At 72.5% G+C, this 25,942-nt stretch carries 18 protein-coding genes; 12 read left to right on the plus strand and 6 right to left on the minus strand.

Translation table 11 applies throughout. The annotated features are described in order from the left end of the window. Positions 1-4: 4 nt before the first annotated feature. The 3 genes from ABZ887_RS41535 to ABZ887_RS41545 all read right to left on the minus strand — a co-directional run bounded on the left by ABZ887_RS41535 (position 5) and on the right by ABZ887_RS41545 (position 5,581). Positions 5-2,914, minus strand: a complete 2,910-nt coding sequence (locus ABZ887_RS41535) for an AAA family ATPase (protein WP_361302231.1) — start codon at positions 2,912-2,914, stop codon at positions 5-7. A gap of 200 nt (positions 2,915-3,114) precedes the next feature. After that, the gene (locus ABZ887_RS41540) at positions 3,115-4,122 is read right to left on the minus strand and encodes a (-)-alpha-amorphene synthase (RefSeq protein ID WP_361302233.1); all 1,008 of its coding nucleotides are present in this window, start codon (positions 4,120-4,122) and stop codon (positions 3,115-3,117) included. Beyond that, positions 4,106-5,581 carry a cytochrome P450 gene (locus ABZ887_RS41545; RefSeq protein ID WP_361302236.1) on the minus strand — a complete coding sequence of 492 codons (1,476 nt, stop codon included), beginning with the start codon at positions 5,579-5,581 and terminating at the stop codon, positions 4,106-4,108. Before ABZ887_RS41545 ends, ABZ887_RS41540 begins: the two co-directional genes overlap by 17 nt. A 267-nt stretch (positions 5,582-5,848) precedes the next feature. Between ABZ887_RS41545 and ABZ887_RS41550 the strand changes: the two genes are divergently transcribed. The 4 genes from ABZ887_RS41550 to ABZ887_RS41565 all read left to right on the plus strand — a co-directional run bounded on the left by ABZ887_RS41550 (position 5,849) and on the right by ABZ887_RS41565 (position 10,673). After that, entirely contained in the window at positions 5,849-7,351 is a 1,503-nt protein-coding gene (locus tag ABZ887_RS41550; RefSeq protein WP_361302239.1) for an acyl-CoA synthetase, read from the plus strand. A 142-nt stretch (positions 7,352-7,493) separates the two neighbouring features. Beyond that, positions 7,494-9,029, plus strand: coding sequence for a metallophosphoesterase family protein (locus ABZ887_RS41555; RefSeq protein WP_361302242.1), 1,536 nt, complete (start codon positions 7,494-7,496; stop codon positions 9,027-9,029). Between the two features lie 27 nt (positions 9,030-9,056). Further along, the gene (locus ABZ887_RS41560) at positions 9,057-9,773 is read left to right on the plus strand and encodes a class I SAM-dependent methyltransferase (RefSeq protein WP_361302245.1); all 717 of its coding nucleotides are present in this window, start codon (positions 9,057-9,059) and stop codon (positions 9,771-9,773) included. Between the two features lie 63 nt (positions 9,774-9,836). Next, entirely contained in the window at positions 9,837-10,673 is an 837-nt protein-coding gene (locus ABZ887_RS41565; protein WP_361302248.1) for an alpha/beta hydrolase, read from the plus strand. Here the strand turns inward: ABZ887_RS41565 and ABZ887_RS41570 are convergent. The 3 genes from ABZ887_RS41570 to ABZ887_RS41580 form a co-directional block, all read right to left on the minus strand. Further along, complete coding sequence (locus ABZ887_RS41570) at positions 10,610-12,277, minus strand: sulfatase (protein WP_361302251.1); 1,668 nt, start codon at positions 12,275-12,277, stop codon at positions 10,610-10,612. The two genes, ABZ887_RS41565 and ABZ887_RS41570, sit on opposite strands and share 64 nt — an antisense overlap. A 213-nt stretch (positions 12,278-12,490) precedes the next feature. Beyond that, positions 12,491-14,536 carry a sulfatase gene (locus tag ABZ887_RS41575; RefSeq protein ID WP_361302254.1) on the minus strand — a complete coding sequence of 682 codons (2,046 nt, stop codon included), beginning with the start codon at positions 14,534-14,536 and terminating at the stop codon, positions 12,491-12,493. Between the two features lie 188 nt (positions 14,537-14,724). After that, positions 14,725-16,338, minus strand: coding sequence for an acyl-CoA synthetase (locus ABZ887_RS41580; protein ID WP_361302257.1), 1,614 nt, complete (start codon positions 16,336-16,338; stop codon positions 14,725-14,727). Positions 16,339-16,546: 208 nt separating this feature from the next. Between ABZ887_RS41580 and ABZ887_RS41585 the strand changes: the two genes are divergently transcribed. The 8 genes from ABZ887_RS41585 (at position 16,547) to ABZ887_RS41620 (ending at position 25,937) form a co-directional block, all read left to right on the plus strand. Next, entirely contained in the window at positions 16,547-17,347 is an 801-nt protein-coding gene (locus tag ABZ887_RS41585) for a crotonase/enoyl-CoA hydratase family protein (RefSeq protein ID WP_361302260.1), read from the plus strand. Between the two features lie 134 nt (positions 17,348-17,481). Continuing rightward, positions 17,482-18,423, plus strand: coding sequence for an OB-fold domain-containing protein (locus ABZ887_RS41590; protein ID WP_361302262.1), 942 nt, complete (start codon positions 17,482-17,484; stop codon positions 18,421-18,423). Then, positions 18,423-19,469, plus strand: coding sequence for a thiolase domain-containing protein (locus ABZ887_RS41595; RefSeq protein ID WP_361302265.1), 1,047 nt, complete (start codon positions 18,423-18,425; stop codon positions 19,467-19,469). Before ABZ887_RS41590 ends, ABZ887_RS41595 begins: the two co-directional genes overlap by 1 nt. Next, complete coding sequence (locus ABZ887_RS41600; protein WP_361302268.1) at positions 19,466-20,632, plus strand: thiolase domain-containing protein; 1,167 nt, start codon at positions 19,466-19,468, stop codon at positions 20,630-20,632. The genes ABZ887_RS41595 and ABZ887_RS41600 overlap by 4 nt, the downstream gene beginning before the upstream one ends. A gap of 83 nt (positions 20,633-20,715) precedes the next feature. Next, the gene (locus tag ABZ887_RS41605) at positions 20,716-20,958 is read left to right on the plus strand and encodes a DUF397 domain-containing protein (RefSeq protein ID WP_361302271.1); all 243 of its coding nucleotides are present in this window, start codon (positions 20,716-20,718) and stop codon (positions 20,956-20,958) included. A gap of 159 nt (positions 20,959-21,117) precedes the next feature. Further along, positions 21,118-22,020: a universal stress protein gene (locus tag ABZ887_RS41610; RefSeq protein WP_361302274.1), complete on the plus strand. Its 903-nt coding sequence runs from the start codon at positions 21,118-21,120 to the stop codon at positions 22,018-22,020. A 131-nt stretch (positions 22,021-22,151) separates the two neighbouring features. Beyond that, positions 22,152-24,815: an AAA family ATPase gene (locus ABZ887_RS41615; protein ID WP_361302277.1), complete on the plus strand. Its 2,664-nt coding sequence runs from the start codon at positions 22,152-22,154 to the stop codon at positions 24,813-24,815. Positions 24,816-25,439: 624 nt separating this feature from the next. Continuing rightward, a complete protein-coding gene (locus tag ABZ887_RS41620) occupies positions 25,440-25,937 on the plus strand; it encodes a hypothetical protein (protein ID WP_361302280.1) in 498 nt (165 codons plus the stop codon). Positions 25,938-25,942: the final 5 nt, after the last annotated feature.

Consider the following 25,942-nt stretch of genomic DNA (forward strand, 5'->3'; position numbering starts at 1 on the left):
CGCCTCAGGGGCGCGGACGGTGCCGGGCCTCCAGGAACCCGGCGAGCCCCGCGGCGTCGGTGCCGAGCTTGCGGTAGACGCGGGACAGCAACTGCCGCACGCCCTGCTCGGTGAGGCGCAGCTCCTTGGCGACCACGGCCACGGGCTGTCCCTGGACGGTCAGCCGGGCGGTGCGCAGCTCCTGCGCGGTCAGCGTGTCCGCCTGCGGGTAGCGCAACGGCAGCGGCCGCAGCCCGGCCGCCGAGAGCTCCTCCCTGGCCCGGGCGGCGAGCGCCTCGGCCCCGCAGTGGACGGCTCCTTCCAGCCCCTGGTAGAGCCGGTCGGCGGCCTCCTGGAGCCGGCCGCCCCGGGACAGCGCGGCGCCGTGGCCGATCTGGGCGCGGGCCAGTTCGTAGGCGGCGGGCGACTGCTCCAGGTGGTCGACGGCCTGCGCGTACAGGCCGACCGCCGCCGGTCCGGCGGTCACCTCGGCGAGGGTGTGCAGGGCCTGCCCGACGGCGGAGGCGGCGCCGAACTCCCGGGCCCGGCGGACGGCCTCCTCGGCGTGGGCGACCGCCTCCTCGGGGGCGGCGGGGGCGAGCGCGGACGCGAGCCGCAGCTGCCACGGGCACCAGGCCGGGTTGCGCCAGCCCCGCCCGTCCAGCCACTCCCCGACCGCGGACAGCAGTCGCGCCGCCTCGGCGTGCCGGCCCTCGGCGAGGAGCAGTTCGGCGTAGACGGTACGGGGGTCGGGGTAGATGACGGCGTTGACCGGTGTCTCGCCGAAGTGGTGCCCGTCGGCGAACGCGCGCGCCTCCGAGACGCGCCCGCGGGCCAGCAGGGTCTTGATCAGGATGCTCACGCCGAACCACTGGGCGGCCACCACCCCGTCCACCTTGTCGGCGATCCGCAGCCCCTCCCGTACCGTGTTCTCGGCCTCGGCCAGGCAACCGCGCCGGTAGCGGATGTATCCGGCGATGGTCTGGCCGAACGCCAGATGGGAGCCGTGCCAGCCCTTGGCCAGGCATTCGGCGATCCCCTTGGCGAACAGCTCCTCGGCCCGGCGCGGCTGGTCGCCGTACATGAAGACCAGGGCGACGGAGAGGGGCACCTCGAAACCCCGGTTCTCGTCGGTCCAGCTCATGCCGCCGTGCAGGGCCTTGTCGGCGTACGCGAGGGAGGTCTCCCGCGGTTCGCCGCGCATGGCCGCGTCCCAGGCGCGCAGTCCCAGGATGTAGCGCTCCTCCAGGCTGCGGCCGGGCAGCTGCTCGGCCAGGCGCGCCAGCGTCCGGGAGCGGGTGGGCGAGTCGTGGTCGTCCGGACGCACCATGCTCCAGACGAACTGGTCGGCCTGCATGCGCAGTTTGACGCGCGGATTCGTGGCCTGCCGTGCCTCCTCGGCGGCCACGTCCACCGCCTCGGCCAGCTGGTCGGTGTGGGCCATGGCCGTCGTCAGCCGGTAGACGATGGAGGCCCGCAGATCGGGGTCGACATGGGGCTGGGCCAGCGCCTGGCGCAGATGCCGCACCGTCGCGGTGGGCTCGATCAGGAAGGTGGCGCAGGCGAGTTCGTGCAGGACGGCGGCGCGGTCCTCGGGCAGGGGAGGTTCCTGCAGCGCGCGGGTCAGCAGGCGCCGGGCCGCCTCGGTGGCACCGGCCCGGAGGTACTCGCGGGCGGCCTCACGCAGACACGCGACGGTCTCGGGACGGTCCTCGCAGGGGACCTCCAGCAGATGCCGGGCGGCCTTGGCGGGGCCGTACCCCGCGGCGAGGACGGCCTGTGCCGCGGTGTTGTGCAGACCGGTCCGGAAGCCGGTGCGGATGGACCGGTAGATCGTCGTGGCGATCAGCGGGTGGACGAACTCGAGCTCGCCCTCGTGACCGTGGCCGTCGGCCAGGATCCGGGCCGCGCGCAGCTTCTCGGTCGCCTCGCCGACGGCCTCGTCGCCGAGCACGGCGATGGTCCCGGCGAGCTCCGGCGAGAAGGGCGAACCCAGCACGGCCGCGGTCTGCGCGAAGCGTACCGTCGTCGTGCCGAGCCGCTCCAGGCGTTCGATCAGTCCCGGGCCCTTGATCGCCGCCGCCAGCTCACGCATCGCGGGCAGGTCGTCGTCGGTGCCGCCCAGGTTCCGCTCCGCGAGCCCCATGGCGAGTTCCACCGCCTCGAAGGGGCTTCCGCCGGTGGCCGACCAGCACTCCTTGCAGAACCCGTCCCCGGCCGCCGCCCCGACCTCGCTCCTGACGATCCGCGTCACCCCCTCGGGAGTGAGCACCGCCAGGTTGTGCGGGCGGTTCCCGTGGTCTCCCACGAGGGCGCGGAGTCCGCCTGCCTCGGGCGGCAGTTCGTCGGGCCGGTAGGCGACGACGATCAGCAGCGGGAGGTCGTCGACCCGTGGCGCGAAGGAGGTGAGCCAGCTCAGCGACTCGGGGTCGGTCCAGTGGAGGTCGTCCAGGAGCAGGACGACGGGATCCTTCTTGACCGTGAGGCGTGTCATGACCCAGTCGAGCCCTTCGCGGACTCCGGTCGGGTCCGGCGCCGGGGCGGGTCCCGTCGCCTCGAGACCGAGCACGGCGGCGACCGTGTCGTACCAGCTGCCCAGGAAGACGCGGAGTTCCCTCTCGTCCATCCTCGCCAGTGAGGGCTGCATCAACTGGCGTACCACCCGGAACGCCGCGCCCTGTTCCGTCTCGCTGCCCCTGCCGGACAGCACGGTGAACTTGTGTGCCATGGCCCGGGCGCGCGCCTCCGTGAGGAGCGCCGTCTTGCCCAGTCCGGCCGACCCGGTGAAGGCGAGCAGCCCTTTGCGTCTCGTTCGTGGCACGCCGCCCGTGGTGCGCCGCAACTCCCGGAACGCCGCGTCGACGGCCTGAAGTTCCCGTCGGCGTTCGATCAGGGTCTCCTGGTCCGTGACCGGTTGCCGCGGCTCCGTCGCCATATGCCGTACCGCTTTCTTTCGTTCGGCTTCTTTTGTTCGGCCCGGGGAGAGCCGAGCGTACGCCTTGTCGCGGTGCGGGCAGGCCGGACTGAGTACTATCGGGTGAATCATGAACTGCAGAAGGGATAATGTCCGCGGTCCGGGTAAGAGGCCCTGATAGCCGCCACCCGGAAACGCGGACTCCGGAATTCGTCCGGCGCCTATGGCACGGCGGGCACCGACGCCACGTCCGCATACCGCGGTACGGTCCGGGACCAGTGGTAACACCCGCCGATCCAGCCGGTCATGCCCTCCACGTATCGGACGCCCGCCGGGCTCAGCTCCGGTTCCACCTCCGCGAGCACCCGCTGGAACTCGCGGATCGTGCCGTTGATCTGCCGGACGGCCAGGAGGACGGCGGCCTGCAGGGAGCAGTGGTGTTCGCGCTGCCGGGCCAGGGCGAGGTTGATCACCTCGCCCGCGCGCTGTTCCTTGACGGCGGAGAACAGGTCGGCCGTCCAGACCGCCGCGTCGGCCGAGAGCCGGGCGAGCCGCCGCAGGGCCGGACGGTGGAGTTCTTCGGGGGAGAGTTCGTCCGGCGCCGAGGCCTCGTACAGCGGGTGGAACGGCTCGACGCCCGCGGTCAGCGACCGTATCGAGGTGCAGTCCCCGGTGTGCAGGGCGACGGGGTGGGCCTGGGCCACCGCCTCGTACAGCAGCCCGTGCACGTATTCGCGGCTCTGCCAGGCCCACCGTGCGGCCTGCCCGGGTGTGCACCGCTCCCGGACCTGCCGGTGGAGGTCGGTCAGTGCCGCTCCGAGCGGTGTGGTGGGCGCCCGGTCGTCCCGCAGGATCTCGATGCTCTCGCAGAGCATGGGCACGAGCCCCGCCGGGGAGCGCCGGCCGACGACCTCCGCCCGGTCGTCGAAGACGAACTGATAGGCGATCTGGTGGGCGACGATGCGCAGCAGCCCGGGATCGACGGCGGGGCTGGTGAACGACGCGAGCTGGGCTGGGCGGGTCCGGGCGATCATCGCCGCCACCCCTGGCTCGGCGGTCAGCCCCCAGGTACTCAGCCAGGACTCCACACTGGCCGTGGCCTCGGGTTCGTGGGGGTTGCGGCGGAACGGGAAGGGCATGTGCAGACGGATGTCGATGAGGTCCTTGAGGCTGGCCGCCGGCTGTCCGCCCGGTACGTCGAACCTGACTTCCTCATGTGTTGTCGACACTGTGGTCACCTGCCGATCGGGATTGCGGTGCCTGGCGGGTGCACACCGCGCGGCGGGGCAGCGGGGCGCGGGACGACGACGCGTCCGACGGCCCGTGCGGACGCGCCTCGCAGGCCATGACGAGCGAGCGCGGCCCCAGGGTGATCGCGGGGCGCGGTGTCCGTGCGACGTACCCGGGGAGATGGCGCAGGCGCACCCGGCCGGCGATGGTCGCGAGCGCCACGGTGACCTCCACCATGGCGAACTCGTCGCCGAGGCACTTGCGGTTGCCCGCGGCGAACGGCATCGTCGCGCGCCGCTGTCCGGCGGTGGGCCGCCCCGGCAGCCAGCGGTCGGGGTCGAAGCGCTCGGGGTCGGGGAACGACGACGGGTCGTGGTGCAGGAGGTAGGGGCTGTAGAGCACGGTGGCTCCCGCGGGCAGCCGGCGTCCGGCGAGTTCCGTCTCCCGGGTGGTGACGCGGGTGAAGAGCCAGCCCGGGGACGAGTGGCGCAGCGTCTCGGAGACGACGCACCGGGTGCGGACGAGGTCCGGCAGGTCGCCGGGGCCGGGCCGACGGCCGCCCGGGAGGACGGCGTCGAGCTCGGCGTGCAGGCGCCGTTCGGCCTCCGGGTGGCCGGCCAGCAGGCTGAAGGCCGCGGCCAGGGTCAGGGCCGAGGTCTCCGCGCCCGTGAGCAGCAGCGTGATCAGGTGGTCGTGGATCTCCTGGTCGCCGAGGGCCGCCGCGCCGTCGTCGCGGGTGGCCGCCAGCAGGCTGCCCAGGACGTCGTCGCGGGCGGGGCCCCGGCGGCGCTCGGCGATCACGGTGTCGATGACGGCGTGCAGACGGGCGAGGGCGCGCCGGTAGCGGCGGTTCGCGGGGGCCGGGAGCCGGAACAGGGCGTCGACCGGGACGACCGTGCGGACGAAGAGGCCGCGGACGATGTCGGCGAGACAGTCCCGCACCTGGGCGGCGGCCGTGTCGTCCAGTGAGCCGGAGAAGAGGACCCGGCTGATCACCCGGGTCGTGAGGGTCATCGCCGCCTCGGTGACGGGAACCGTCCCGCCCGCCTGCCACCCCTCGCACACCGACTCGGCCTCCTCGGCGACGAGTTCCGTGTACGCGGCGGCGTGGGACGGCCGGAAAGGGGGCTGCAGCAGCCTGCGTTTGTCCCGGTGCGCCGGCTGACGGCAGGTCACCAGTCCGTCCCCCATCAGGTTTCCGAGGCGGTCGTAGAGCGGGCCCCCCTTGTCGAAGGTGTGCGGGTCCATGAGCACCTCGTGGGCCAGCTCCGGGTGGCACACCATCCAGGCGCGCTGGGGGCCCAGGCGTATCTCGACCAGATCCCCGTGCGCGGGCAAAGAATTCAGAAACGCCAGCGGCCGGCGGTATAGGGAGATAGCGTGACCGAGGAGTGGGAATATGCCGGGAGCAGTACCTGTAGTCCACGTTCGTTTTTGTTCAGGCACGGCACCGTTCATGAAAACCTCCTGCCCAGTACGACACGTGAAATGAGCGAACCTGTTCAGGGTCTGACAACCCGAGACAAGTCCTGCCCAGTTCAACCGTGCCCGGGTTTCCGGAAACCTTTCTCCAAAGGGGCGCACGGGGGCACGTTGAAGCAAACAACACCGGGCGTGAACACCTCTTGATGCATGATGCATCGACTGTGATTCCAGGTGGCACTCCAGCCCGGTCCCGCCCCGGTCGCTTGACCTGTCCGGGCGACGGGCCGAGGATCATGAGTCATGACGCAGGGACAGGGCAGCACGGTGGACGGGGTGCTGCGGCGCAGCGCCCGGCGCACTCCCGCGCGGGTGGCGGTGCGGTACGGCGAGCGGCGGTGGACGTACGAGGAACTCGACGACGCCGTCTCGCGGGCGGCGAGCGTCCTGCTCGGCCAGGGCCTCGACCGCGGTGACCGGGTCGGCACCTACGGACACAACTCCGACGCCTACCTGATCGCGTTCCTCGCCTGCGCCCGCGCCGGCCTGGTCCACGTCCCGGTCAACCAGAACCTCACCGGCGACGACCTCGCGTACATCGTCGGCCAGTCGGGCAGCTCCCTGGTCCTCGCCGACCCCGACCTCGCGGGCCGGCTCCCCGACGGCGTACGGGCGCTGCCGCTGCGGGACGCCGACGGCTCGCTGCTCGCCCGGCTCGCGGACGCGGCGCCGTACGACGGGCCCGAACCGCGCACCGAGGACCTGGTGCAGCTGCTGTACACCTCCGGGACCACGGCGCTGCCCAAGGGCGCGATGATGACCCACCGGGCGCTGGTCCACGAGTACCTGAGCGCGATCGCCGCCCTCGACCTCAGCGCCGGGGACCGGCCCGCGCACGCGCTGCCCCTCTACCACTCCGCCCAGCTGCACGTGTTCCTGCTGCCCTACCTGGCGGTGGGCGCGACCAACGTCATCCTCGACGGGCCGGACGGCGACACCCTGTTCGACCTGATCGAGAGCGGGGACGTGGACAGCCTGTTCGCGCCGCCCACCGTGTGGATCGGACTGTCCAACCGGCCCGACTTCGCCACCCGCGACCTCGGCGGACTGCGCAAGGCCTACTACGGCGCGTCGGTCATGCCGGTGCCCGTCCTGGAGCGGCTGCGCGAACGCCTCCCGAAACTCGCCCTGTTCAACTGCTTCGGACAGAGCGAGATCGGGCCGCTCGCCACCGTCCTCGCGCCCGAGGAGCACAAGGGCCGGCTGGACTCCTGCGGCCGCACCGTCCTGTTCGTCGAGGCACGCGTGGTCGGCGAGGACGGCAAGGACGCGCCCGACGGCACACCCGGCGAGATCGTCTACCGCTCACCGCAGCTCTGCGAGGGCTACTGGGAGAAGCCCGAGGAGACCGAGGAGGCCTTCCGGGACGGCTGGTTCCACTCCGGCGACCTCGCGGTGCGCGACGCCGACGGCTACTACACGATCGTCGACCGGGTGAAGGACGTCATCAACTCCGGTGGCGTGCTGGTCGCCTCGCGGCAGGTCGAGGACGCCCTCTACAGCCACGAGGCGGTCGCCGAGGCCGCCGTGATCGGTCTGCCCGACGAGCGGTGGATCGAGGCGGTCACGGCGGTCGTCGTACCGCGCGGCGAGATCGACGAGGCCGGGCTGATCGCCCACGTGAAGGAGAGGCTGCCCGCCTTCAAGGCGCCCAAGCGGGTCCTGTTCGTGGACGCGCTGCCCCGCAACGCCAGCGGGAAGATCCTGAAGCGAGAGCTGCGGGACCGGTTCGGCCCCGCCTCGTGACGACCGCCTCGTGAGGATCAGGGAGGCGGTTCTCGCGAGGCCCCGGGACGTGAGTGTCGGCACAACGCCCGCCCAGGACCCAAGAAGTCTGGTTCCATACCGTGTGCGGCTTCCGACACCTCGTCCGCCGTTCACCGCCGGCGTGCACATCACCCACATGTCCTGCTGCCTCCCCGTCCCCCTCGGCGCACTCGCGGGCATCCCCGGCCCGCGCGAGATACTGCGCTCCGGCCTCCTCCTCGCGCCCGCCCTGCTCCGGTCCGCCACCGCACCCCGCCCCCGGCACCCCGGCCCGCTCGCCGCCGTCCACCTGGAACTCGTCACCCTCACCGAGGACCGCGCCGTCATCACCTGGCACACCGCCCTGCCCGGCACCGACGACGGCACCGGCCGGATGCTGCCCGCCGTCACCGAGGGCGAGGTCGTCTACGGCACCCACCCGGCCCGCCTCAACCGCACCGCGGGCGAGGACCGTCCCACCGCACACCACCACGTCGAACTCACCGGCCTGGAACCCGGGCAGACGTACTACTACCAGGCCCGCTCCCAAGGCGTGCCCGCCACACCCACCGCGCTGCACCTGGTGCGCGGCAACGCGGCCGGCACCTCCCGGCACGGTCTCGGCACACCCGGCGGCCCCTACTCCTTCACCACCCCGCAGCCTCCGCCCGGCCGCCACCTGCTCTCCCTCGCCCTCTGCAACGACCTCCACATCGGCGAGACCGTCGCCGGCCTGGTGGCAGGAGTCCCCCTGCTGCGCGGAGTGGCCCAGCGGACCGGGCAGACCCCCTACCCCGAGCTCATGAGCCGCGCCGTGGTGGACGAGGCCCGCCGCCGCGGGGCCCAGCTGCTGCTGGCCGCCGGTGACATCTCCGCCGGCGGCGGACCGCGCGACCTGGCGGAGGCCAGACGGATCCTGGACGGCTTCGGCACCCACCGGCGGGACTACCTCGTCGTCCGGGGCAACCACGACCGCGGCGCGGGCGGGGGCGACGCCTTCCACCAGGTGTTCGGCGGACCCGACCGGCCCGGCTGGTTCGAACACGACGTGGGCGGGCTGCGGATCATCGGCCTCGACACCTACGACAAGCGCGGGAACGGCGGTGACACGGGCGGCCTCGGCGCCGAGCAACTGTCCTGGTTCCGGCGCCGGCTGCGGGCCCACAGGGAACAGCCCACCGTCGTCTTCGGCCACCATCCGCTGACCGTACGGGAGGCCCTCTTCCCGGTGAGCCCGGCGCAGCGCCTCGGCCGTCGCCAGGCCCGCGCGATCCTCCGCGCCTACGCCGCCGCCCCGGGTGTGTTCCTCCACCATGTGGGCCACACCCACCGCAACAAGCGCACCCATGTGCCCCTCGCCCCGCAGGTGACACTGCAGGAGGTCGGCGCCGCCAAGGAGTACCCCGGCGGTTTCTTCCTGCTGCGGATCCACAGCGGCGGCTACGCGCTCAACTTCTTCCGGGCCCGTGCCGCCGAGGCACTGGAGTGGAACGAGCACAGCCGCCGGCAGGCCGGGGGACTGTGGCCGTACCACGCGCTCGGCCGTACGGTCGCCGACCGCAACAGCGTGACCGTCCGCGACCTGTCCGGCATCGGCCGGCCGGTGCCGCCGTCCGCGCAGCCGCATTCCTCCCAAGGGATGACGGCCGTCCCGAACCCCCGCCTGGATGTGGCCTAGCGAAGGGCACCTCCGTAGCGTGGGGACATGTCGACCCTGTGGGAACTCATGCGCGACTGCATCCCCGACGACCACGCCCGCCAGGTCACCTCCCGCTACTACCTCGACGAGGCCATGCGCTCGCCGCGGGCACCGGACCGGGTGGTGGACCTCGGCTGCGGGCGGGGTACGTCGGCCGAGCTCTTCCGCAAGCACGACTCCCGCGTCCGCTGGGTGGGGGTCGACATCCGCGACTCGCCGGAGGCCGCCCAGCGCACGCCCGGCGGCGACAGCGTGGTGTACTTCGACGGCGTCAACCTGCCGTTCCGCTCCGACACTGTGCCGCTCGTCTACTCGCACCAGGTCTTCGAACACGTCGCCAGACCCCGGGAACTGCTCGCGGAGGTGAGCCGGGTGCTGCGCCCGGGCGGCCTGTTCATCGGCAGTACCTCCCAGTTCGAGCCCTACCACTCCTTCAGCCTCTGGAACTACACGCCCTACGGATTCCGGGTGCTGGTCGAGGAGGCCGGGCTCGCCCTGGAGGAGATCCGGCCCTCGCTCGACGGCGTGACCCTGATCATGCGCACCTACCACGCTTCGCGGAAGAAGGAGTACGGCCGCTTCTGGCAGACGGAGTCGCCGCTCAACACGGAGATCGACACCTGGGCTCGCAAGAGCAAGCGGGGCACCGCCCTGGTGAACCTCCGCAAGCTCACGTTCTGCGGGCAGTTCGCGTTCCGGGTGAGCAAGCCGGCCCGGGGCTGACAGCGCGGCCGCCCGCCCGAAATCCGTTGCCACGGCGCGCCGCCGTCCCCGAGGATCGGCGCCATGCCCACCTTCACCGCAGCGGACGGCACCCGCCTCGCCTACCACGTCAGAGGCGAGGGCGAACCGCTCGTCGTACTCCCCGGTGGGCCCATGCGGGCCTCCGCCTACCTCGGGGACCTGGGCGGGCTGGCCGCGCATCGCCGGCTGATCCTGCTCGACCTGCGGGGGACCGGCGACTCCGCGGTGCCCGCCGACCCGGCGTCGTACCGCTGCGACCGACTGGTCGACGACGTGGAGATGTTGCGTGCCCACATGGGGCTCGACCACATGGACCTACTGGCGCACTCGGCCGGTGCGAGCCTGGCGATCCTGTACGCGGCGGCCCGTCCGCAGCGCGTGCGGCGGCTCGCGTTGATCACCGGCAACCCCTCGGCCCTCGGCCTGCGGGCCACCCCCGAGGACCGGCTGGCGGCGGCCCGGCTGCGCGCCGGGGAGCCCTGGTTCGAGGGGGCGTTCCCCGCGCTGGAGACGTGGCTGACCGGCTCCGGGGACTTCGACGAGGCGTTCATGCCGTTCTTCTACGGCCGCTGGGACGACGCCGCCCGCGCGCACGACGCGGCCGCCGAGGAGCAGACCAACGACGGGGCGGGCGACCGCTACTTCGCCGAGGGCGCCTTCACCCCGGACGCCACCCGGACCGCCCTGCGCGCCCTCGCCGCCCCCGTCCTGGTGTACGCCGGTGGGCTCGACGGCGGCCCCAGCCCGGCCCTGGCCCGGCGCGCCGCCACGGCCTTCCGGACCGCCGAACTCGCCGTGCAGCCAGGCGCCGGCCACTACCCCTGGCTCGACGACCCCGAGTGGTTCGTCCGCCGTACCGTCGCCTTCCTGGACGCCTGAGCCGGACTGGGGCGCTGCGGTCCGAACGCCGTCAGGAAGCGGTTACGGAACTTGTTCATCGCCCAGATCGGCGCGTCGGGGGCGGGCTTGAGACCCGGCGTCCAGCCCCAGCCGGCGACCCGGTCCAGGACCGCCGGGTCGTGGGCGACGATCGTGATCGGGACGTCCCGGCGCGGGCTGCCCGCGACGACCTCCGGGCGGGGCTGGTGGTCGCCGAGGAAGACCAGGACCGTGTTCCGGTGGGCGTAGCGCCGCATGAACCCGAACAGGCTGCGCAGCGAGTACTCGATCGAGGCCCGGTACTCGGCGCGCACGCTCTCCGTGTCCTTCCAGACCTCCGCCGGGTCCTTGCCCGCCCGCCGGATCGGCCCGAACACCGAGCCGTCACCGAGGTCCTTCCAGCCGATCATGCGGGGCAGCGGCGCCCAGGGCTGGTGGCTGGAGGCGAGGATGATCTCCGCCATCAGCGGACGCCGGTTCTTCCTCCCGTACTCCAGGCGGTCGAAGGCCTCCAGCGTGAACTGGTCGGGGACGGGCGTCCAGCTGAAGTACGGGCCGCGGTAGCCGAGACGCGTGGAGTCGTAGGCGCGGTCGAGACCGAAGAACCGGGCCTCCGGCCAGGCGCGGCGGACCCCCGGGACGACACCGACCGTGCGCCACGCGCCGGTCCTCCGGAAGTACTGGTTGAGGGTCGCCCGGTCACCGGAGACCAGATTGCGGTAGCGCTGCTGGTTGTTGATCCACAGTCCGGACAGCAGCGTGGCGTGGCACATCCAGCTGCCCGCCCCGAGGACCGGGGAGCGCAGCCAGCCGCTGCGGGCGTCGAAACCCGCCGCCTTGAGCGAGGCGGTGCCCTCCTGGAGGACCGCGCCGACCTGTCGCGCCATCGCCGGATCCTCGATCGCCGTACGGCCGTAGCTCTCCACGAACGTGAACAGCACGTCCTTGCCGCGCAGACCCGTCAGCAGCCGGTCCGGCGGCGTGTTCTCGAAGGCGTCGACGGTGGCCTCCGCCGCGAAGACCCGCGCGTCCGCCAGACCGGCCCGGACCGCCCGCACCCGGTCGTCCACCAACTGGGCGTCGAGCGTCGCGGCGACGGGCGCGCCACCGGCCTGGAGGCCGAAGACGGCACAGGTGACCCAGGCGACGGCCAGCACCAGCGTGGTACGGCCCGCAGGCCGGCGGCGGCGCGCCAGCCGGTCGGCGAGCCGCACCAGGGCGAGGACGGTCACGGCCGGCACGGTCACGGCGAGCAGCACGGCCCCGGCGATCGCGAGCAGCTCACTGGTCCGGCCGAACGACTCCCGTACGTAGTCCGCCGCGTCGTCCAGCAGAACCCAGTCGAGCACCAGGTCGAACGGGCGTTGCAGCGCCGAGTAGAAGCCCATGTCCAGGCACTTCACCAGCGTCAGCGCCCCCAGCGCCGCGCCCGCCAGCACCGCCGTGACGCGCCGCGCCCGGGCGGGCAGCACCAGCAGGACGGCGGCCAGCGCGATCCCCTCGGCCGGGAGGCGCAGGAACGCGCCCGGCCTCAGGTGGTCGAGCTGGTTCGGCAGCAGCAGTGCCGTCAGGAGCAGGGCGGCGGCCAGGAGCGTCGTCCCCACCGTGACGGTCCTGGCGACACCCGGATGTCTCCGCAGCCGGCCGCCGTCATCGCTCGCACCGGTCGGCGCGCCTTCGGTGTCCGGCAACTGAGCAGGCGTGGGGTGCGACACCGGAGGTCCTTCCGAACGGTCGTCGTGACGCTGCGTGCTTGATCGATGCCATATCGTGCGCACACAGTACGACCCCGGGACCGCCCCGCCACGCAGGCGGGCTCAGCTCTGCGGCCCGAACGCCTTCAGGAAGCGGTCCCGGAACTGGTTCATCGCCCACTCCGGTGCGTTGTCCGCCGGCTTGAGCCCGTCCGTCCAGCCCCAACCGGAGACCCGGTCCAGGACCTTCGGGTCGCGGGCGACGATGGTGACCGGCACGTCCCGGTTGGTGCTGCCGCCCGTGACCGTCGGCACGGGCTGGTGGTCGCCGAGGAAGACGAGGACGGTGTTGTCGTCGCCGTAGCGCTGCATCCACTGGGTCAGGCTGTCCAGGGAGTACTGGATCGCCTTGCGGTACTCGGTGCGTACGCTCTTCGCGCTCTTCCAGACCTCCGTGGGGTTCGTGCCCTCCTTCTTGATCTTGTAGAAGATCCTGCCGTCCCCGAGGTCCTTCCAGTCGATGATGTGAGCGATGGGGGACCAGGGGTTGTGGCTGGAGGCCAGGATGATCTCCGCCATGATCGGGTCGCGGTTCTTCTTGCCGTGCTCCAGCTTCTGGAAGGCCTCCAGGCTGAACTGGTCCGGCACCGGCGTCCAGCTGAAGTACGGGCCGTAGTAACCGAGGTGCGTGGAGTCGTAGATGTGGTCGAGGCCGAAGTACTTGCCCTCGGGCCAGGACTTGCGCACGCCCGGCACGATACCGACCGTGCGCCAGGCCCCGGTCTTCTGGAAGTAGCTGGTGAGGGTTGCGTGGTCACCGGTGGTCAGGGTCCGGTACCGCTGCTGGTTCTTGATCCACAGACCGGACAGGAACGTCGAGTGGGCGAGCCAGCTGCCGGCGCCCGTCACGGGGGACCTGAGCCAGCCGCTCTGCGCCGCGAAACCGGCCGACTTGAGCCTGTCGTTCCCCTCGTTGAGAGTCGCGTCGATCTCCGGAGCCATCGCCGGATCGTCGATCGCCACCCGGCCGTAGCTCTCGATGAAGGTGAACAGCACGTCCTTGCCGCGCAGTCCGGTCAGCAGCTGGTCGGACGGGGTGTCGGCGTAGGCGTCGACGGCGAGTTCCTTCTTGAAGACGTCGGCGTCCCCCAGTCCGTCGCGGACGTACTGCACACGGTTGGCGAGGAACTGGCTGTAGCCCTTGGTGGCGAACGGGATGCCGGCGAACTGCACGCCCAGGGAGAAACAGGTGATCCACACGGTGCCGAGGACGAGCGTGGTGCTCACGGCCGCGGAGCGGTGCCGGTCCAGGACGTTCGCCAGCCGCACCATCGCGAGCGCGCTCAGCACGAGCACGACGACGAGCAGGACGATCACCCCGATCACCGCGAGCACCTCGCCCGTGTGACCGAACGAGTCCTTCACCCAGTCCGCCGCGTCGGTCAGCAGGACCCAGTCGAAGACCAGGTCGAACGGCCTGGCCAGGGTCTGGTAGAAGCCCATGTCGAGGCACTTCAGGACGGTGGACAGGCCGAGGAACGTCCCCGTGACGACGGCCGCGATCCGCCGCGCCTTCGACGGCAGCACGAGCAGGACGACCGAGAGGTACACCACCTCGACGGGGAGGCGGAGGAAGGTCTGGAAGGAGAACCGGTCGAGGCGGTCCGGCACGAGGATCGCGCCGAGCACGAAGGCGGCCGCCAGGACACTCGTGCCCAGCCGTACGGAGGTGGCGACGCGGGGGTGGCGGCGGATTCGGCCGAACCGGCCGAACCGGCTGCGTGGGGCGGATCCGGCGGCCTGCGACGCGGGTTCGGTCTCGTCCCCGGCCGTGGCGGGGGCCGGATGCGACTCGGCGCCCTCGGGATCGTGTTCGCCGTCGTCGGCGGGCAGCGAGGTATCGGCCTCCTCGGCTGCCTCGCCGCGCTCCTCGTCGCCGGTCGCCTCGGTTGTCTCGGTTGCCTCGGCTGTCTCGTCCGCCTTGTCTGCCTCGTCCGCCTCGACCCGAGTGCCGGCTTCGGCCTCGGCCCCGTCGTCTGTCGGGTGCTCGGCCGACGGGGAGTCCGGCTCGGCCTCGGTCTGCGCCGGCTCGGCCGGCGTCCCCGCCGCCGGGTCCGGGGCCGACGCGTCCGCGTCCAGCAGTTGGCGAGGGGGCGTGAGGTGCGACACCCGTAAGTCCTTCCGTGCGAAGCCCGGTGATGGCACGGCGGACCGGGCCCGCAGGTCAGGAACCGCCAACCTCGCGTACGGCCTGACGTTACCCGGTGTTCAAACATCCGGGTCAATCGCGTGCAAAGAGCGCGCTCGACGGGCCCCTGCCCCGCTGCCTGCGAGGCCTGCAGGTCGGCCCGCGCGGCCTACCGGTCGGCCGCCGCCGCCACCTCCCGCGCCCACCGGTAGTCCGCCTTGCCGCTCGGCGACCGCTGGATGGCGTCGGCGATCACCAGCTGACGGGGGACCTTGTACCCGGCCAGATGGGTACGGCAGTGGGCCTGGATGTCCGTGAGCGAGGGCGGCTCCGCGCCCTCGCGCAGCTGCACCACCGCCGCCACATGGTTGCCCCAGGTGGCGTCAGGTACCCCGGCGACGAGCGCGTCGTACACGTCCGGGTGCGACTTCAGCGCCTGTTCGACCTCCTCCGGGTACACCTTCTCGCCCCCGGTGTTGATGCACTGCGAGCCCCTGCCGAGCACGTTCACGACGCCGTCCTCGTCGACCGTCGCCATGTCGCCCAGGAGCACCCACCTCCGGCCGTCCTTCTCGAAGAACGTCTCGGCGGTCTTCGCCGGGTCGTTGTAGTAGCCGAGCGGCACGTGACCGCTCTGCGCGACCCGGCCGATCTCGCCCACCGCCACCGGCTCGTGGTCGGCCGGATCGACCACCTGGGTACGGGAGTTGACGCGGACCCGGAAGCCGCTGCCGGCCCCGGAGTCGTTGGTCGCGGTGCCGTTGAAGCCGGACTCGGAGGACCCGAAGTTGTTCAGCAGCACGGCGTTCGGGACGAGTTCGCTGAACTGCCGGCGCACGGTCTCGGAGAGGATCGCACCGGAGGAGGAGACGCTGAACAGGGCCGAGCAGTCGGTGCCCTTCATCGGCCCGTTGAGGGCGTCGATCAGCGGGCGCAGCATCGCGTCACCGACCAGCGACATGCTGGTGACCTTCTCCTTCTCGACGGTCCGCAGCACCTCCTCGGGCACGAACTTGCGGTGGATCACGACCCGTTGCCCGAAGTTGAAGCCGATGAAGGTGGTGAGCGTGGACGTGCCGTGCATCAGCGGGGGAGTGGGGAAGAAGGTGATGCCCGTCCCGCCCGCCGCGACCCGTTCGGCCAGCTCCTGAGGCCGCTTCACCGGCTCACCGGTCGGCGCGCCACCGCCCAGCCCGGCGAAGAACAGGTCCTCCTGACGCCACATCACGCCCTTGGGCATACCGGTCGTGCCGCCGGTGTAGATGATGAACTGGTCGTCCGCCGAGCGCGCGGGGAACCCCCGCCCGGGCGACCCGGCGGCCTCGGCCTCCGCGAAGGCGAGAGCCTTGAGGCCCGTGTCCACCGGTTCGCCCACCCGCACCAGATGCCGCAGCTTCGGCGCCCGGGGCAGCGCCGCCGCCACCCGGCCGTCGAACTCCGCGTCGAAGACCAGCGCGACGAGATCCGCGTCCCGGTAGAGGTACACCAACTCCTCTTCGACGTACCGGTAGTTGACATTGACCGGCACGACCCGCGCCTTCAGGCAGCCGAGCACCGTCTGCAGGTACTCGACCCCGTTGTAGAGGTGCAGGCCGAGATGTTCGCCCGGGCGGATGCCGCTGTCGATCAGATGGTGGCCGATGCGGTTGGCGGCGGCGTCCAGCTCGGCGTAGGTCAGCCGGCGTTCCGCCCCCGTGCCGGGGTGGTCGAGGTAGACGAGCGCCTCGCGGTCCGTGGCCACGTCCACGACCGACTCGAACAGATCGGCAAGGTTGTACTCCACCGCTCCTCCTGACCCCGGCGACCGTGACGAAGAAAGGCGCACCTGTCCGTTCGCCGGTCATCAGAGCAAAGGGCGCGGCAAGTGTGAAGGGCTCGCGCGAAGAAATCTGACTGTCTGTCAGAAAACCCTTGAAGTGCCTCCCCGGCTACTGCAACCTGTTCTCGTTCTGGTGGAGGGGAGACGATCCCTTTCGGAGGGGAGACGGTCCATGGGTGGGACGGAACACCTCACCGTGCGGCGCGAGGGCGCCACACTCGTGCTCACGCTCAACCGGCCCGAGGCGAAGAACGCGCTCTCGATCGCCATGCTCGTCGGCCTGTACGACGGCTGGCTCGAGGCCGACGAGGACGACGGCGTCCGCTCGATCGTGCTCACCGGGGCCGGGGGCGCCTTCTGCGCCGGGATGGACCTCAAGGCGCTGGCCGGACAGGGGATGGCGGGCGAGCACCTGCGCGACCGGCTGAAGGCCGACCCCGACCTGCACTGGAAGGCGATGCTCCGTCACCATCGCCCGCGCAAACCGGTGATCGCCGCGGTCGAGGGGTACTGCGTCGCGGGCGGCACGGAGATCCTCCAGGGGACCGACATCCGGGTCGCGGGCGAGTCCGCGACGTTCGGCCTCTTCGAGGTCCGGCGGGGGCTCTTTCCGATCGGCGGGTCCACGGTGCGGCTCCAGCGGCAGATTCCGCGCACGCACGCCCTGGAGATGCTGCTCACCGGGCGCGCTTACAGCGCCCGTGAAGCCGCGGACATCGGGCTCGTCGGGCACGTCGTCCCGGACGGCACCGCGCTCGACAAGGCGCTGGAGATCGCCGAACAGATCAACGCGTGCGGACCGTTGGCGGTCGAGGCGGTCAAGGCGTCGGTGTACGAGACCGCGGAGATGACGGAGGCGGACGGGCTGGCCGCGGAGCTGAAGCGGGGGTGGCCGGTCTTCGATACGGCCGATGCGAAGGAAGGGGCCCGTGCCTTTGCGGAGAAGCGAGCGGCCGTCTACAAGCGCAAGTGATGCCTGGGGTGCGTCGGACGCTGCGGGCCGTATGCGGCTGGTCGCGCCCACGCGGCGGAGCCGCATATGTCCACGTCCCGCGCCCCCGAAAGAAGGGGCGTCACCCGCACCGACCTAAAGGAGGCAAGCCCCCTATGCCCGAAGTCCTCAAAGCCCCCCTCGTCGTCGAGTTCCCCTTCACCCGGTCCCTCGGGCCCGTGCAGAGTGCCTTTCTCACCGGGCTGCGGGAACGCCTCGTCCTCGGGGTGAAGGCCGGCGACGGCCGGGTCCTCGTGCCGCCCGTCGAGTACGACCCCGTCACCGCCGAGGAGATCCGCGACCTGGTCGAGGTCGCGCCCACCGGGATCGTCACCACCTGGGCCTGGAACCACGAGCCCCGCCGCGGGCAGCCGCTCGATACCCCCTTCGCCTGGGTCCTGGTCCGGCTCGACGGCGCCGACACCGCCCTGCTGCACGCCCTCGACGCCCCCGGCCCCGACGCCGTCCGCACCGGGATGCGGGTCCGGATCCGCTGGGCCGAGGAGCGCTCCGGCGCCATCACCGACATCGCCTGCTTCGAGCCGTACGACGGTGAGGACACCTTCGGCACCGTCCGTGCGGGCGAGTTCGAGGATCCGGTGCACGGGATCATCGCGCACGCCCGCCTCGACTACACCTACTCGCCCGGCCGCGCCCAGTCCGCCTTCATCGAGGCCCTCGCGTCCCGGCGGACCTTCGGCGAGCGCTGTCCCTCCTGCCGGAAGGTGTACGTCCCGCCGAGGGGTGCCTGCCCCACATGTGGGGTGGCCACATCGGAACAGGTCGAGGTGGGTCCCGGCGGCACGGTCACCACCTTCTGCATCGTCAACATCAAGGCGAAGAACCTCGACATCGAGGTGCCGTACGTCTATGCCCACATCGCCCTCGACGGCGCCGGCCTCGCCCTGCACGGCCGGATCGGCGGGATCCCCTACGACCAGGTGCGGATGGGGCTCAGGGTCGAGCCGGTGTGGACCGAGGGGTCCCGCTTCCCCGATCACTACCGGCCCAGCGGTGAGCCGGACGCGGACTACGAGACGTACAAGGAGCTGCTGTGATGCGTGACATAGCACTGGTCGCCTTCGCGCAGACCGACCACCGCCGCACCAGCGAGGATCTCTCCGAGGTCGAGATGCTCATGCCGGTGCTGCACGACGTGCTCGGACAGACCGGCCTGAAGACCGCCGACATCGGCTTCACCTGCTCCGGTTCCAGCGACTACCTGGCCGGCCGCGCCTTCTCCTTCACCCTCGCCCTCGACGGCGTCGGGGCCTGGCCGCCGATCTCCGAGTCGCACGTCGAGATGGACGGCGCCTGGGCCCTGTACGAGGCCTGGACCAAGCTGCTCACCGGAGACGCGGACACCGCGCTCGTCTACTCGTACGGCAAGTCCTCGCCCGGCTCCGTGCGGGACGTCCTGACCCGGCAGCTGGACCCCTATTACGTGGCCCCTCTCTGGCCGGACTCCGTCGCCCTCGCCGCCCTCCAGGCCCAGGCCCTCATCGACGCGGGCGAGACCGACGAGCCCGCGCTGGCGGCGGTCGGCGCTCGCAGCAGGGCGGATGCGGTCGCCAACTCCCATGCCCAGCTGCGGGGTTCGGTGCCCCAGGGGGAGTACCTCGTGCGGCCCCTGCGTACCGGCGACTGCCCGCCCATCGGAGACGGGGCCGCGGCCGTGATCCTCGCGGCCGGGGAGCGGGCCCGGGAGCTGTGCGCCAGGCCCGCCTGGATCCGGGGCATCGACCACCGCATCGAGGCGCACGGCCTGGGCGTCCGGGACCTGACCGACTCGCCGTCCGCCCGGCTCGCCGCAGAGAAGGCCGGCGCCTTCGAACGGCCCGTGGACACCGCCGAGCTGCACGCGCCGTTCAGCTCCCAGGAGGTCGTGCTGCGCAAGGCGCTGCGGCTCGGCGACGACGTGCGCGTGAACCCGTCCGGCGGGGCCCTCGCGGCCAACCCGATCATGGCCGCCGGGCTGATCCGCATCGGCGAGGCCGCCGCCCGCATCCACCGCGGCGAGTCCGACCGCGCCCTCGCCCACGCCACCTCCGGGCCCTGTCTGCAGCAGAACCTGGTCGCCGTACTCGAAGGGGATCCGCGATGAGCAAGGAGCCCGTGGCCGTCGTAGGGATCGGCCAGACCAAGCACGTGGCGGCCCGGCGGGACGTGTCGATCGCGGGGCTCGTCCGCGAGGCCGCGCGACGCGCCCTCGACGACGCCGAGTTGGACTGGGCGGACATCGACGCCGTCGTCATCGGCAAGGCGCCCGACTTCTTCGAGGGCGTGATGATGCCGGAGCTGTACCTGGCGGACGCGCTGGGGGCGGTCGGCAAACCCATGTTGCGGGTCCACACGGCGGGTTCGGTGGGCGGCTCGACCGCGCTCGTCGCGACCAACCTCGTCGCCGCCCGTGTCCACTCCACCGTGCTGACCCTCGCCTTCGAAAAGCAGTCCGAGTCCAACGCCATGTGGGGGCTCTCCCTGCCGATCCCCTTCCAGCAGCCCCTGCTGGCGGGCGCGGGCGGCTTCTTCGCGCCCCACGTGCGGGCCTACATGCGGCGCAGCGGCGCCCCGGACACCGTCGGCTCGCTGGTCGCCTACAAGGACCGGCGCAACGCGCTCAAGAACCCCTACGCACACCTCCACGAGCACGACATCACCCTGGAGAAGGTCCAGGCGTCCCCCATGTTGTGGGACCCCATCCGTTACTCGGAGACCTGCCCCTCCTCCGACGGAGCCTGCGCCATGGTCCTCACCGACCGTGCCGGAGCAGCCCGTTCCACGAAGCCGCCGGCCTGGATGCTCGGCGGGGCCATGCGGAGCGAGCCGACCCTGTTCGCCGGCAAGGACGCGGTGTCGCCGCAGGCCGGGAAGGACTGCGCCGCCGACGTCTACCGGCAGGCGGGGATCGCCGACCCGCGCCGGGACATCGACGCCGTCGAGATGTACGTGCCGTTCTCCTGGTACGAGCCCATGTGGCTGGAGAACCTCGGTTTCGCCGAGGAGGGCGAGGGCTGGAAACTCACCGAATCGGGGGTCACAGAACTCGACGGTGACCTCCCCGTCAACATGTCGGGCGGTGTCCTCTCCACCAATCCGATCGGCGCCTCCGGGATGATCCGGTTCGCCGAGGCCGCCCTCCAGGTGCGCGGCCAGGCCGGAGAACACCAGGTGGACGGTGCCCGGAAGGTACTCGGGCACGCCTACGGCGGCGGTTCCCAGTTCTTCTCCATGTGGCTCGTCGGCGCCTCGGCCCCCGACAGCTGAAAGGACCCGTTCACGTGGCCTGTTGAGTGCCGGAACCGGAAGCTAGGCTGGCCGCGGACGACGAATTCGGGAGGAGCACGGACGTGGCCGAGAGCACCATCCAGCAGCAGCCGGTACTGGGCTGGGACAAGCCGGAGCTGGACCTCAGCGGGGCCGATTGGCAGTCCAGCAGCCGGGGCCTGGGGGATGTCCAGATCGCCTTTGTCGAGGGATTCATCGCGATGCGCAACAGCGGCCGGGTGGAGAGCCCTTCCCTGATCTTCACCCCCGCCGAGTGGGGTGCCTTCGTGTCGGGGGCCCGGGAGGGCGAGTTCGACCTCACCTGAGCGTCTCCTCCCCCCGGTTCCGCCGCTGCGGCAGAGAGGTGAACCGGGGGGTGTTCCGCAAGGATTTCCGGACACGTGACCAGCAGCGCCCTTCCGGGGCCGCCGCCTGAGACAGGCTGGCCCCGGACGGGGAAGGTCGTATTCCGGAGGTGAGGAACGATGAGCACTGCGCCGGTCATCGCCGCGGCGGACGGTTCGGACGACAGTCTGCGCGCCCTGGACTGGGCCGTGCGGGCGGCCCGGCAACGGGGCGCACCGCTACGGGTGGTGCACGTCCGCCAGTACGCCGCGTGGGGGCAGCCCGACGTGCTGGTCGCCGGCGAGCCGGACGCGGCCGGCGACCCCGTGCTCGACGAGGTCCGGGACCGGCTGCGCACCGCTGCCGCGGGGCTGACCGTCGAGTACGTCGCCCTGGAGGGTGCCCCGAGCGCGCTGCTGCCCGAACTGGGCGCCGACGCACAGCTGTTGGTGCTCGGCTCCCGGGGGCGCGGCGGCTTCGCCAGCCTGCTGCTCGGCTCCAACGGCATGGCCGCCGCCCGCGACGCCGCGTGCCCGGTGGTCGTCGTCCCCCGGCCGGGGCGCGAGGTCCACGAGGAACTGCCCGCCGAGCCCGGGCCCCGGGTCGTCGTCGGCCTGGACGTGGACAGCCCCGACGACGCCACCCTCGCCTTCGCCCTCGCCGAGGGTGCCCGGCACGGCGCCCGGCTCCAGGTGATCGCCGCCTACCCGTGGCCGCTGCAGAGCTGGGTCGCGGCCGGGGAGATCGTCCCGCCGGCCGTCGACCGGGACGAGGTCGAACAGGAGACCCGCACCCTCGCCGAGGGCTTCCTCGCCCCGCACCTGAAGGACCGCCCCGGTCTGCGCGCCGACGTCCTTGCGCTGCCCGGCGACGCGGCCGGCCTGCTGGTGGCCGCCTCGAAGGACGCCACCCTGGTCGTCGTCGGGCGCCACCGCCGACGGCTGCTCGCCCCGGCCCGCATGATCGGCTCGGTCACCCAGGCCGTGCTGCTGCACGCGGCCGCCCCGATCGCGGTGGTCCCGCCGTCGCCACCGCAGCGGTGATGTCAAGTCCCTTCGCCCAGTTACCGTCAGTAGGGAGCGGATCACCGTAGTCGGGCGTACGCTGAGCTGCCTGCAAGCCACGGTGCGCGCCCGCTCCCCGCGCTCGCGTACCACCGTGGCGGGGGGTGGTCATGGGACAGCGGGTCCTGCGGAACCGACGGACGCTCTACGAGCGTGAGGGCGAACTCTCCGCCGTCGACGAGGCGTTGGCCGAACTCACCGGCCTGGGCACGGACGGCGCGGCACCGGGCGACCGGTCGCTCGGCGCCCTCCTCGCCTTCGCCGGCCGGGCCGGCATAGGCAAGACCACCCTGCTCGCCGAGGTCCGCCGCCGCGCCGCCGCCCGGGGCTGCACCGTGCTCACCGCGCGGGGCGGCGAGCAGGAACAGCGCGTCGCCTTCCACGTCGCCCGCCAGCTCCTGCAACCCCGGCTCGCCGGCGCCCCGGAGGCCGAACTCCGCGCCTCGCTGGGCAGTTGGTACGACATCGTCGGCCCCGCCCTCGGCCTGTGCGCCCCGACCGAGGGCGCCCCGCCCGACCAGCAGGGCCTGCGCGACGGCCTCGACTGGGTACTCACCCACCTCGCCGTGCGCCAGGCCCCGATGGTCCTCGTCCTCGACGACGCCCACTGGGCCGACCCCGAATCCCTGGGCTGGCTCGCCGCGTTCGCGCCGCGCGCCGAGCAACTCCCGCTGCTCGTCGTCGTCGCGTACCGGCCCGACGAACTCCCCGAGCACGCCGACGCGTTCCGCGGCCTGCCCGGACGGGCCGGCGGCCGTCCGCACGGCCTCGAACCGCTCAGCGCCGACGCCGTCGCCGGCCTGGTCCGTGAGAGCCTCGGCGACCACGCCGACGACGCCTTCTGCCACGAGTGCTGGGCCGTCACCGCCGGCAACCCCTTCGAGGCCGTCGAACTGACCGCCAAGGTCTCCGACCGGGGCCTCGACCCCACCGAGGCAGGCGCGCCCCTGCTGCGCGACCTCGCCGCCGCCGTCAAGGGCAGCGGCCTGATCGCCCGCCTCGAACGCCTGGGCCCCTCAGCGGTCCGGTTCGCCTGGGCCTGCGCCGTCCTCGGCACCGAGATCCATCCGGCGCTCGCCGCCGCCGTCGCCGGCCTCGGCCACGAGGAGGCCGCCGACGCCGCCGACGCCCTGCGCGGCGCCCGCGTCCTCACCGGCGTCGAGACCCTGGAGTTCGTCCACCCGCTGATCGCCACCGCCGTCTACCGGGCCATCCCGCCCGCCACCCGGGTTGCCCTGCACGGCCAGGCCGCCTGGTGCGTGACCGACGACGGCCAGGGCGCCACCGCCGCCGCCCGCCACCTCCTGGAGACCCACCCCGAGGGCGACACCTGGGTCGTACGGCAGCTGCGCGCCGCCGCCGGCGAGACCCTCCGGGCCGGCGCCCCCGACACGGCCCGCGCCTACCTCGCCCGCGCCCTGCGCGAACCCCCGCCCGCCAAGGAGCGCGCCGCCGTCCTCCACGAACTGGGCAGCGCCTCCCTCCTCACCGAACCCGCCACCACCGTCAACCACCTGCGCGCGGCTCTCCAGGAGCCCATCGCCGAGCCCGCCCTGCGCCACCACATCGTCTACCGCCTCTCCCAGGTCCTCGCCCACAGCGACCGCCTCGCCGAGGCCTCCGAGACCCTCGCCCGCGAGATCCACGTGACCGGCGACGCCCGCGTCCGGCTCCGCATGCTCTCCGAACAGTTCATGTGGGACGCCTTCCGCGCCGACGAACCCGACCACCCCTCCCGCTCCCGCCGCCTGACCCGGCTCGCCGACCGCATAAAGGGCCGCGACCTCACCGAGCGGTACGTCATCGGGCTGCGCACCTGGGACGCGATCCAGCGCGGCGAGCCTGCCGAGGTGGCCCTCCAGCACGCCGAGCGTGCCCTGGCCGGCGGCCTCGGCTGGGCGGAGGCCGACCGCGGGTTCGAGGTCCCCGTCCTCGTCGCCCTCGCCTTCATGTACGCCGACCGGCCCGAGCGCACGGAGGAGCTCTTCGCCGCCGGGATCGCCGACTTCGAACGCCAGGGCTGGCGCGGCGCCCACCTCTCCTTCGCCTACACGCTCCTCGGCTACGTCCGCTACCGCCGCGGCCGCCTCGCCGAGGCCGAGGAGCACGCCCGCTCCGGCCTGCGCCTCGCCGAACGCGTCGGACCCGGCACCCCGGCCCACTGGTACGCCGTCGGCATCCTCATCCAGACCCTCATCGCCCGCGGCCGCACCGAGGAGGCCGCCCGACTCGCCGAGGACCACGCCTTCCGGGAGCCCTTCCCGGCGGCCGTGGTCTTCCCCGACGCCCAGACGGTCTACGGCGAACTGCTCCTCGCCCGCGGCCTCACGAAGGACGCGGCGGCCGAGCTCTCCGCAGCCGGCCGCCGCCTCGAACCCCGCGGCATCCGCAACCCCTCATGGTGCCCCTGGCAGCTCCACCTGGCCCGCGCCGAAGCCCACGACACCCCGGAACGCGCTCTGACGACGGCCCTCGACGCGCTGACCCGCGCCCGCCGCTTCGGCGCCCCCTCGGCCATCGGCCAGGCCCTGCGCACGGCAGCGGAGGTCTCGACCGGCGAGTCCCGCGTGGCGTACCTGCGCGAGTCGGTGGCGTACCTGGAGCGCTCTCCCGCCGCTTACGAGTTGGCCTGCGCGCTGGTGGCCCTCGGCACGGAGCGCCGCGACGCCGATCACCTGCGCAGGGGGCTCGCAACGGCCTCGCAGTGCGGGGCGGACGGCTTGGCGGACACGGCACGGGCCGAACTGGCGGCGATGGGAAGGGCTGCTTTGTAGCGGGCGTCGACACCGACACCCCCAGGGGCGCTGGGGGTACCCCCGGCCGAAGGCTGGGGGAGGAACTGCGCGACCAGCCACGACGGCGCCGCACCCGCCGAAGGACCGCCACCCACCACGGCGAACCCCGACGCCCGGCACGGCACCGCCGAACACCACCGCCGTGGCTGAGCGCCGTTGCGGCGGATCAAGAATGCCTGCAGAGGAGGGCGCCGACACAGCAAGGGGGCCCGACGGAGGGAGGTGGCGGCTGAGCAGGGGGGCCGGCGGAGGGAAGCGGTGGCAGATTAGGCAGATTAGGGGGGCGGCGGAGGAAGGTGGCAGCTGAGCAGGAGGGGTGGCAGCTCGGGAGGGTGGCCGAGCAGAAGGGGTGGCAGCTCGGGAGGGTCGGCTGAGCTGGGGAGGTGGCTGAGCAGGCAGGAGGGCCGGCAGAGTCGGAGAGGTGGCACAGTGGAGTGGCCGTCGGAGGCAGGGGTGTCCGTGGAGGGAGCTCGGCCGGCTGAAGGGAACGGTGGCGCAGAACGTTCCGGCCCTCCGGAAAGCGCCGCCCCCGTACGAAGGTCGGCAAAACCGCACCCGGTACTGATCCCCGCCCCACAACCCGGGCCCCGTACCATGGAGCGCATGTCGTTCCTCCGTCGCCGCAGCGCCACTCCCGCCGGCCCCGAATTCGACGTACTGGCCATGGACCCGGGTGACTGGCCCGGCAACCTCGGAGCCGGGCTGCTGCCCGCCCCCGACGGCACCTGCCAGGGCGTCTTCCTGCGCTACGACCTCTTCGGCGGCCGCGGCCCCGCGATGATCATCGGGAACCTCCCCGAGGGCTCCCCGGCCCGCGAGGTGGAGGAGGACGAGGTCCCCTTCGAGGTCGGCCAGCTCCTCCTCGCCCTGGAGAACGACGAGGACGTCACCGTCGTCGGCACCGAGGACATGCCGGTCCTGCAGGGCGACAACCTGCTGATCGTGCGCCGTCTCAAGCTCTCCGAGAGCCGGATCTCCTGTGTCCAGTTCGACCGCAGCGACGGCGTCCTCGTGACCATCGCCGCCTGGGACCGGCCGATCACCGACGACCTGTACGCCCTGCTGAAGCCGCTCCCGGCGGAGCTTTTCCAGCAGGGCTGAGGCAG

This window comes from Streptomyces sp. NPDC047061, from assembly GCF_040643955.1.
Classification (GTDB): Bacteria; Actinomycetota; Actinomycetes; order Streptomycetales; family Streptomycetaceae; genus Streptomyces.

Bases quoted from the DNA above. Each gene is read 5' to 3' on its own strand.
- ABZ887_RS41535 (WP_361302231.1), bottom strand. From the start codon at position 2,914: ATGGCGACGGAGCCGCGGCAACCGGTCACGGACCAGGAGACCCTGATC.
- ABZ887_RS41545 (WP_361302236.1), bottom strand. From the start codon at position 5,581: ATGAACGGTGCCGTGCCTGAACAAAAACGAACGTGGACTACAGGTACT.
- ABZ887_RS41550 (WP_361302239.1), top strand. From the start codon at position 5,849: ATGACGCAGGGACAGGGCAGCACGGTGGACGGGGTGCTGCGGCGCAGC.
- ABZ887_RS41560 (WP_361302245.1), top strand. From the start codon at position 9,057: ATGTCGACCCTGTGGGAACTCATGCGCGACTGCATCCCCGACGACCAC.
- ABZ887_RS41565 (WP_361302248.1), top strand. From the start codon at position 9,837: ATGCCCACCTTCACCGCAGCGGACGGCACCCGCCTCGCCTACCACGTC.
- ABZ887_RS41585 (WP_361302260.1), top strand. From the start codon at position 16,547: ATGGGTGGGACGGAACACCTCACCGTGCGGCGCGAGGGCGCCACACTC.
- ABZ887_RS41590 (WP_361302262.1), top strand. From the start codon at position 17,482: ATGCCCGAAGTCCTCAAAGCCCCCCTCGTCGTCGAGTTCCCCTTCACC.
- ABZ887_RS41595 (WP_361302265.1), top strand. From the start codon at position 18,423: ATGCGTGACATAGCACTGGTCGCCTTCGCGCAGACCGACCACCGCCGC.
- ABZ887_RS41600 (WP_361302268.1), top strand. From the start codon at position 19,466: ATGAGCAAGGAGCCCGTGGCCGTCGTAGGGATCGGCCAGACCAAGCAC.
- ABZ887_RS41610 (WP_361302274.1), top strand. From the start codon at position 21,118: ATGAGCACTGCGCCGGTCATCGCCGCGGCGGACGGTTCGGACGACAGT.
- ABZ887_RS41615 (WP_361302277.1), top strand. From the start codon at position 22,152: ATGGGACAGCGGGTCCTGCGGAACCGACGGACGCTCTACGAGCGTGAG.
- ABZ887_RS41620 (WP_361302280.1), top strand. From the start codon at position 25,440: ATGTCGTTCCTCCGTCGCCGCAGCGCCACTCCCGCCGGCCCCGAATTC.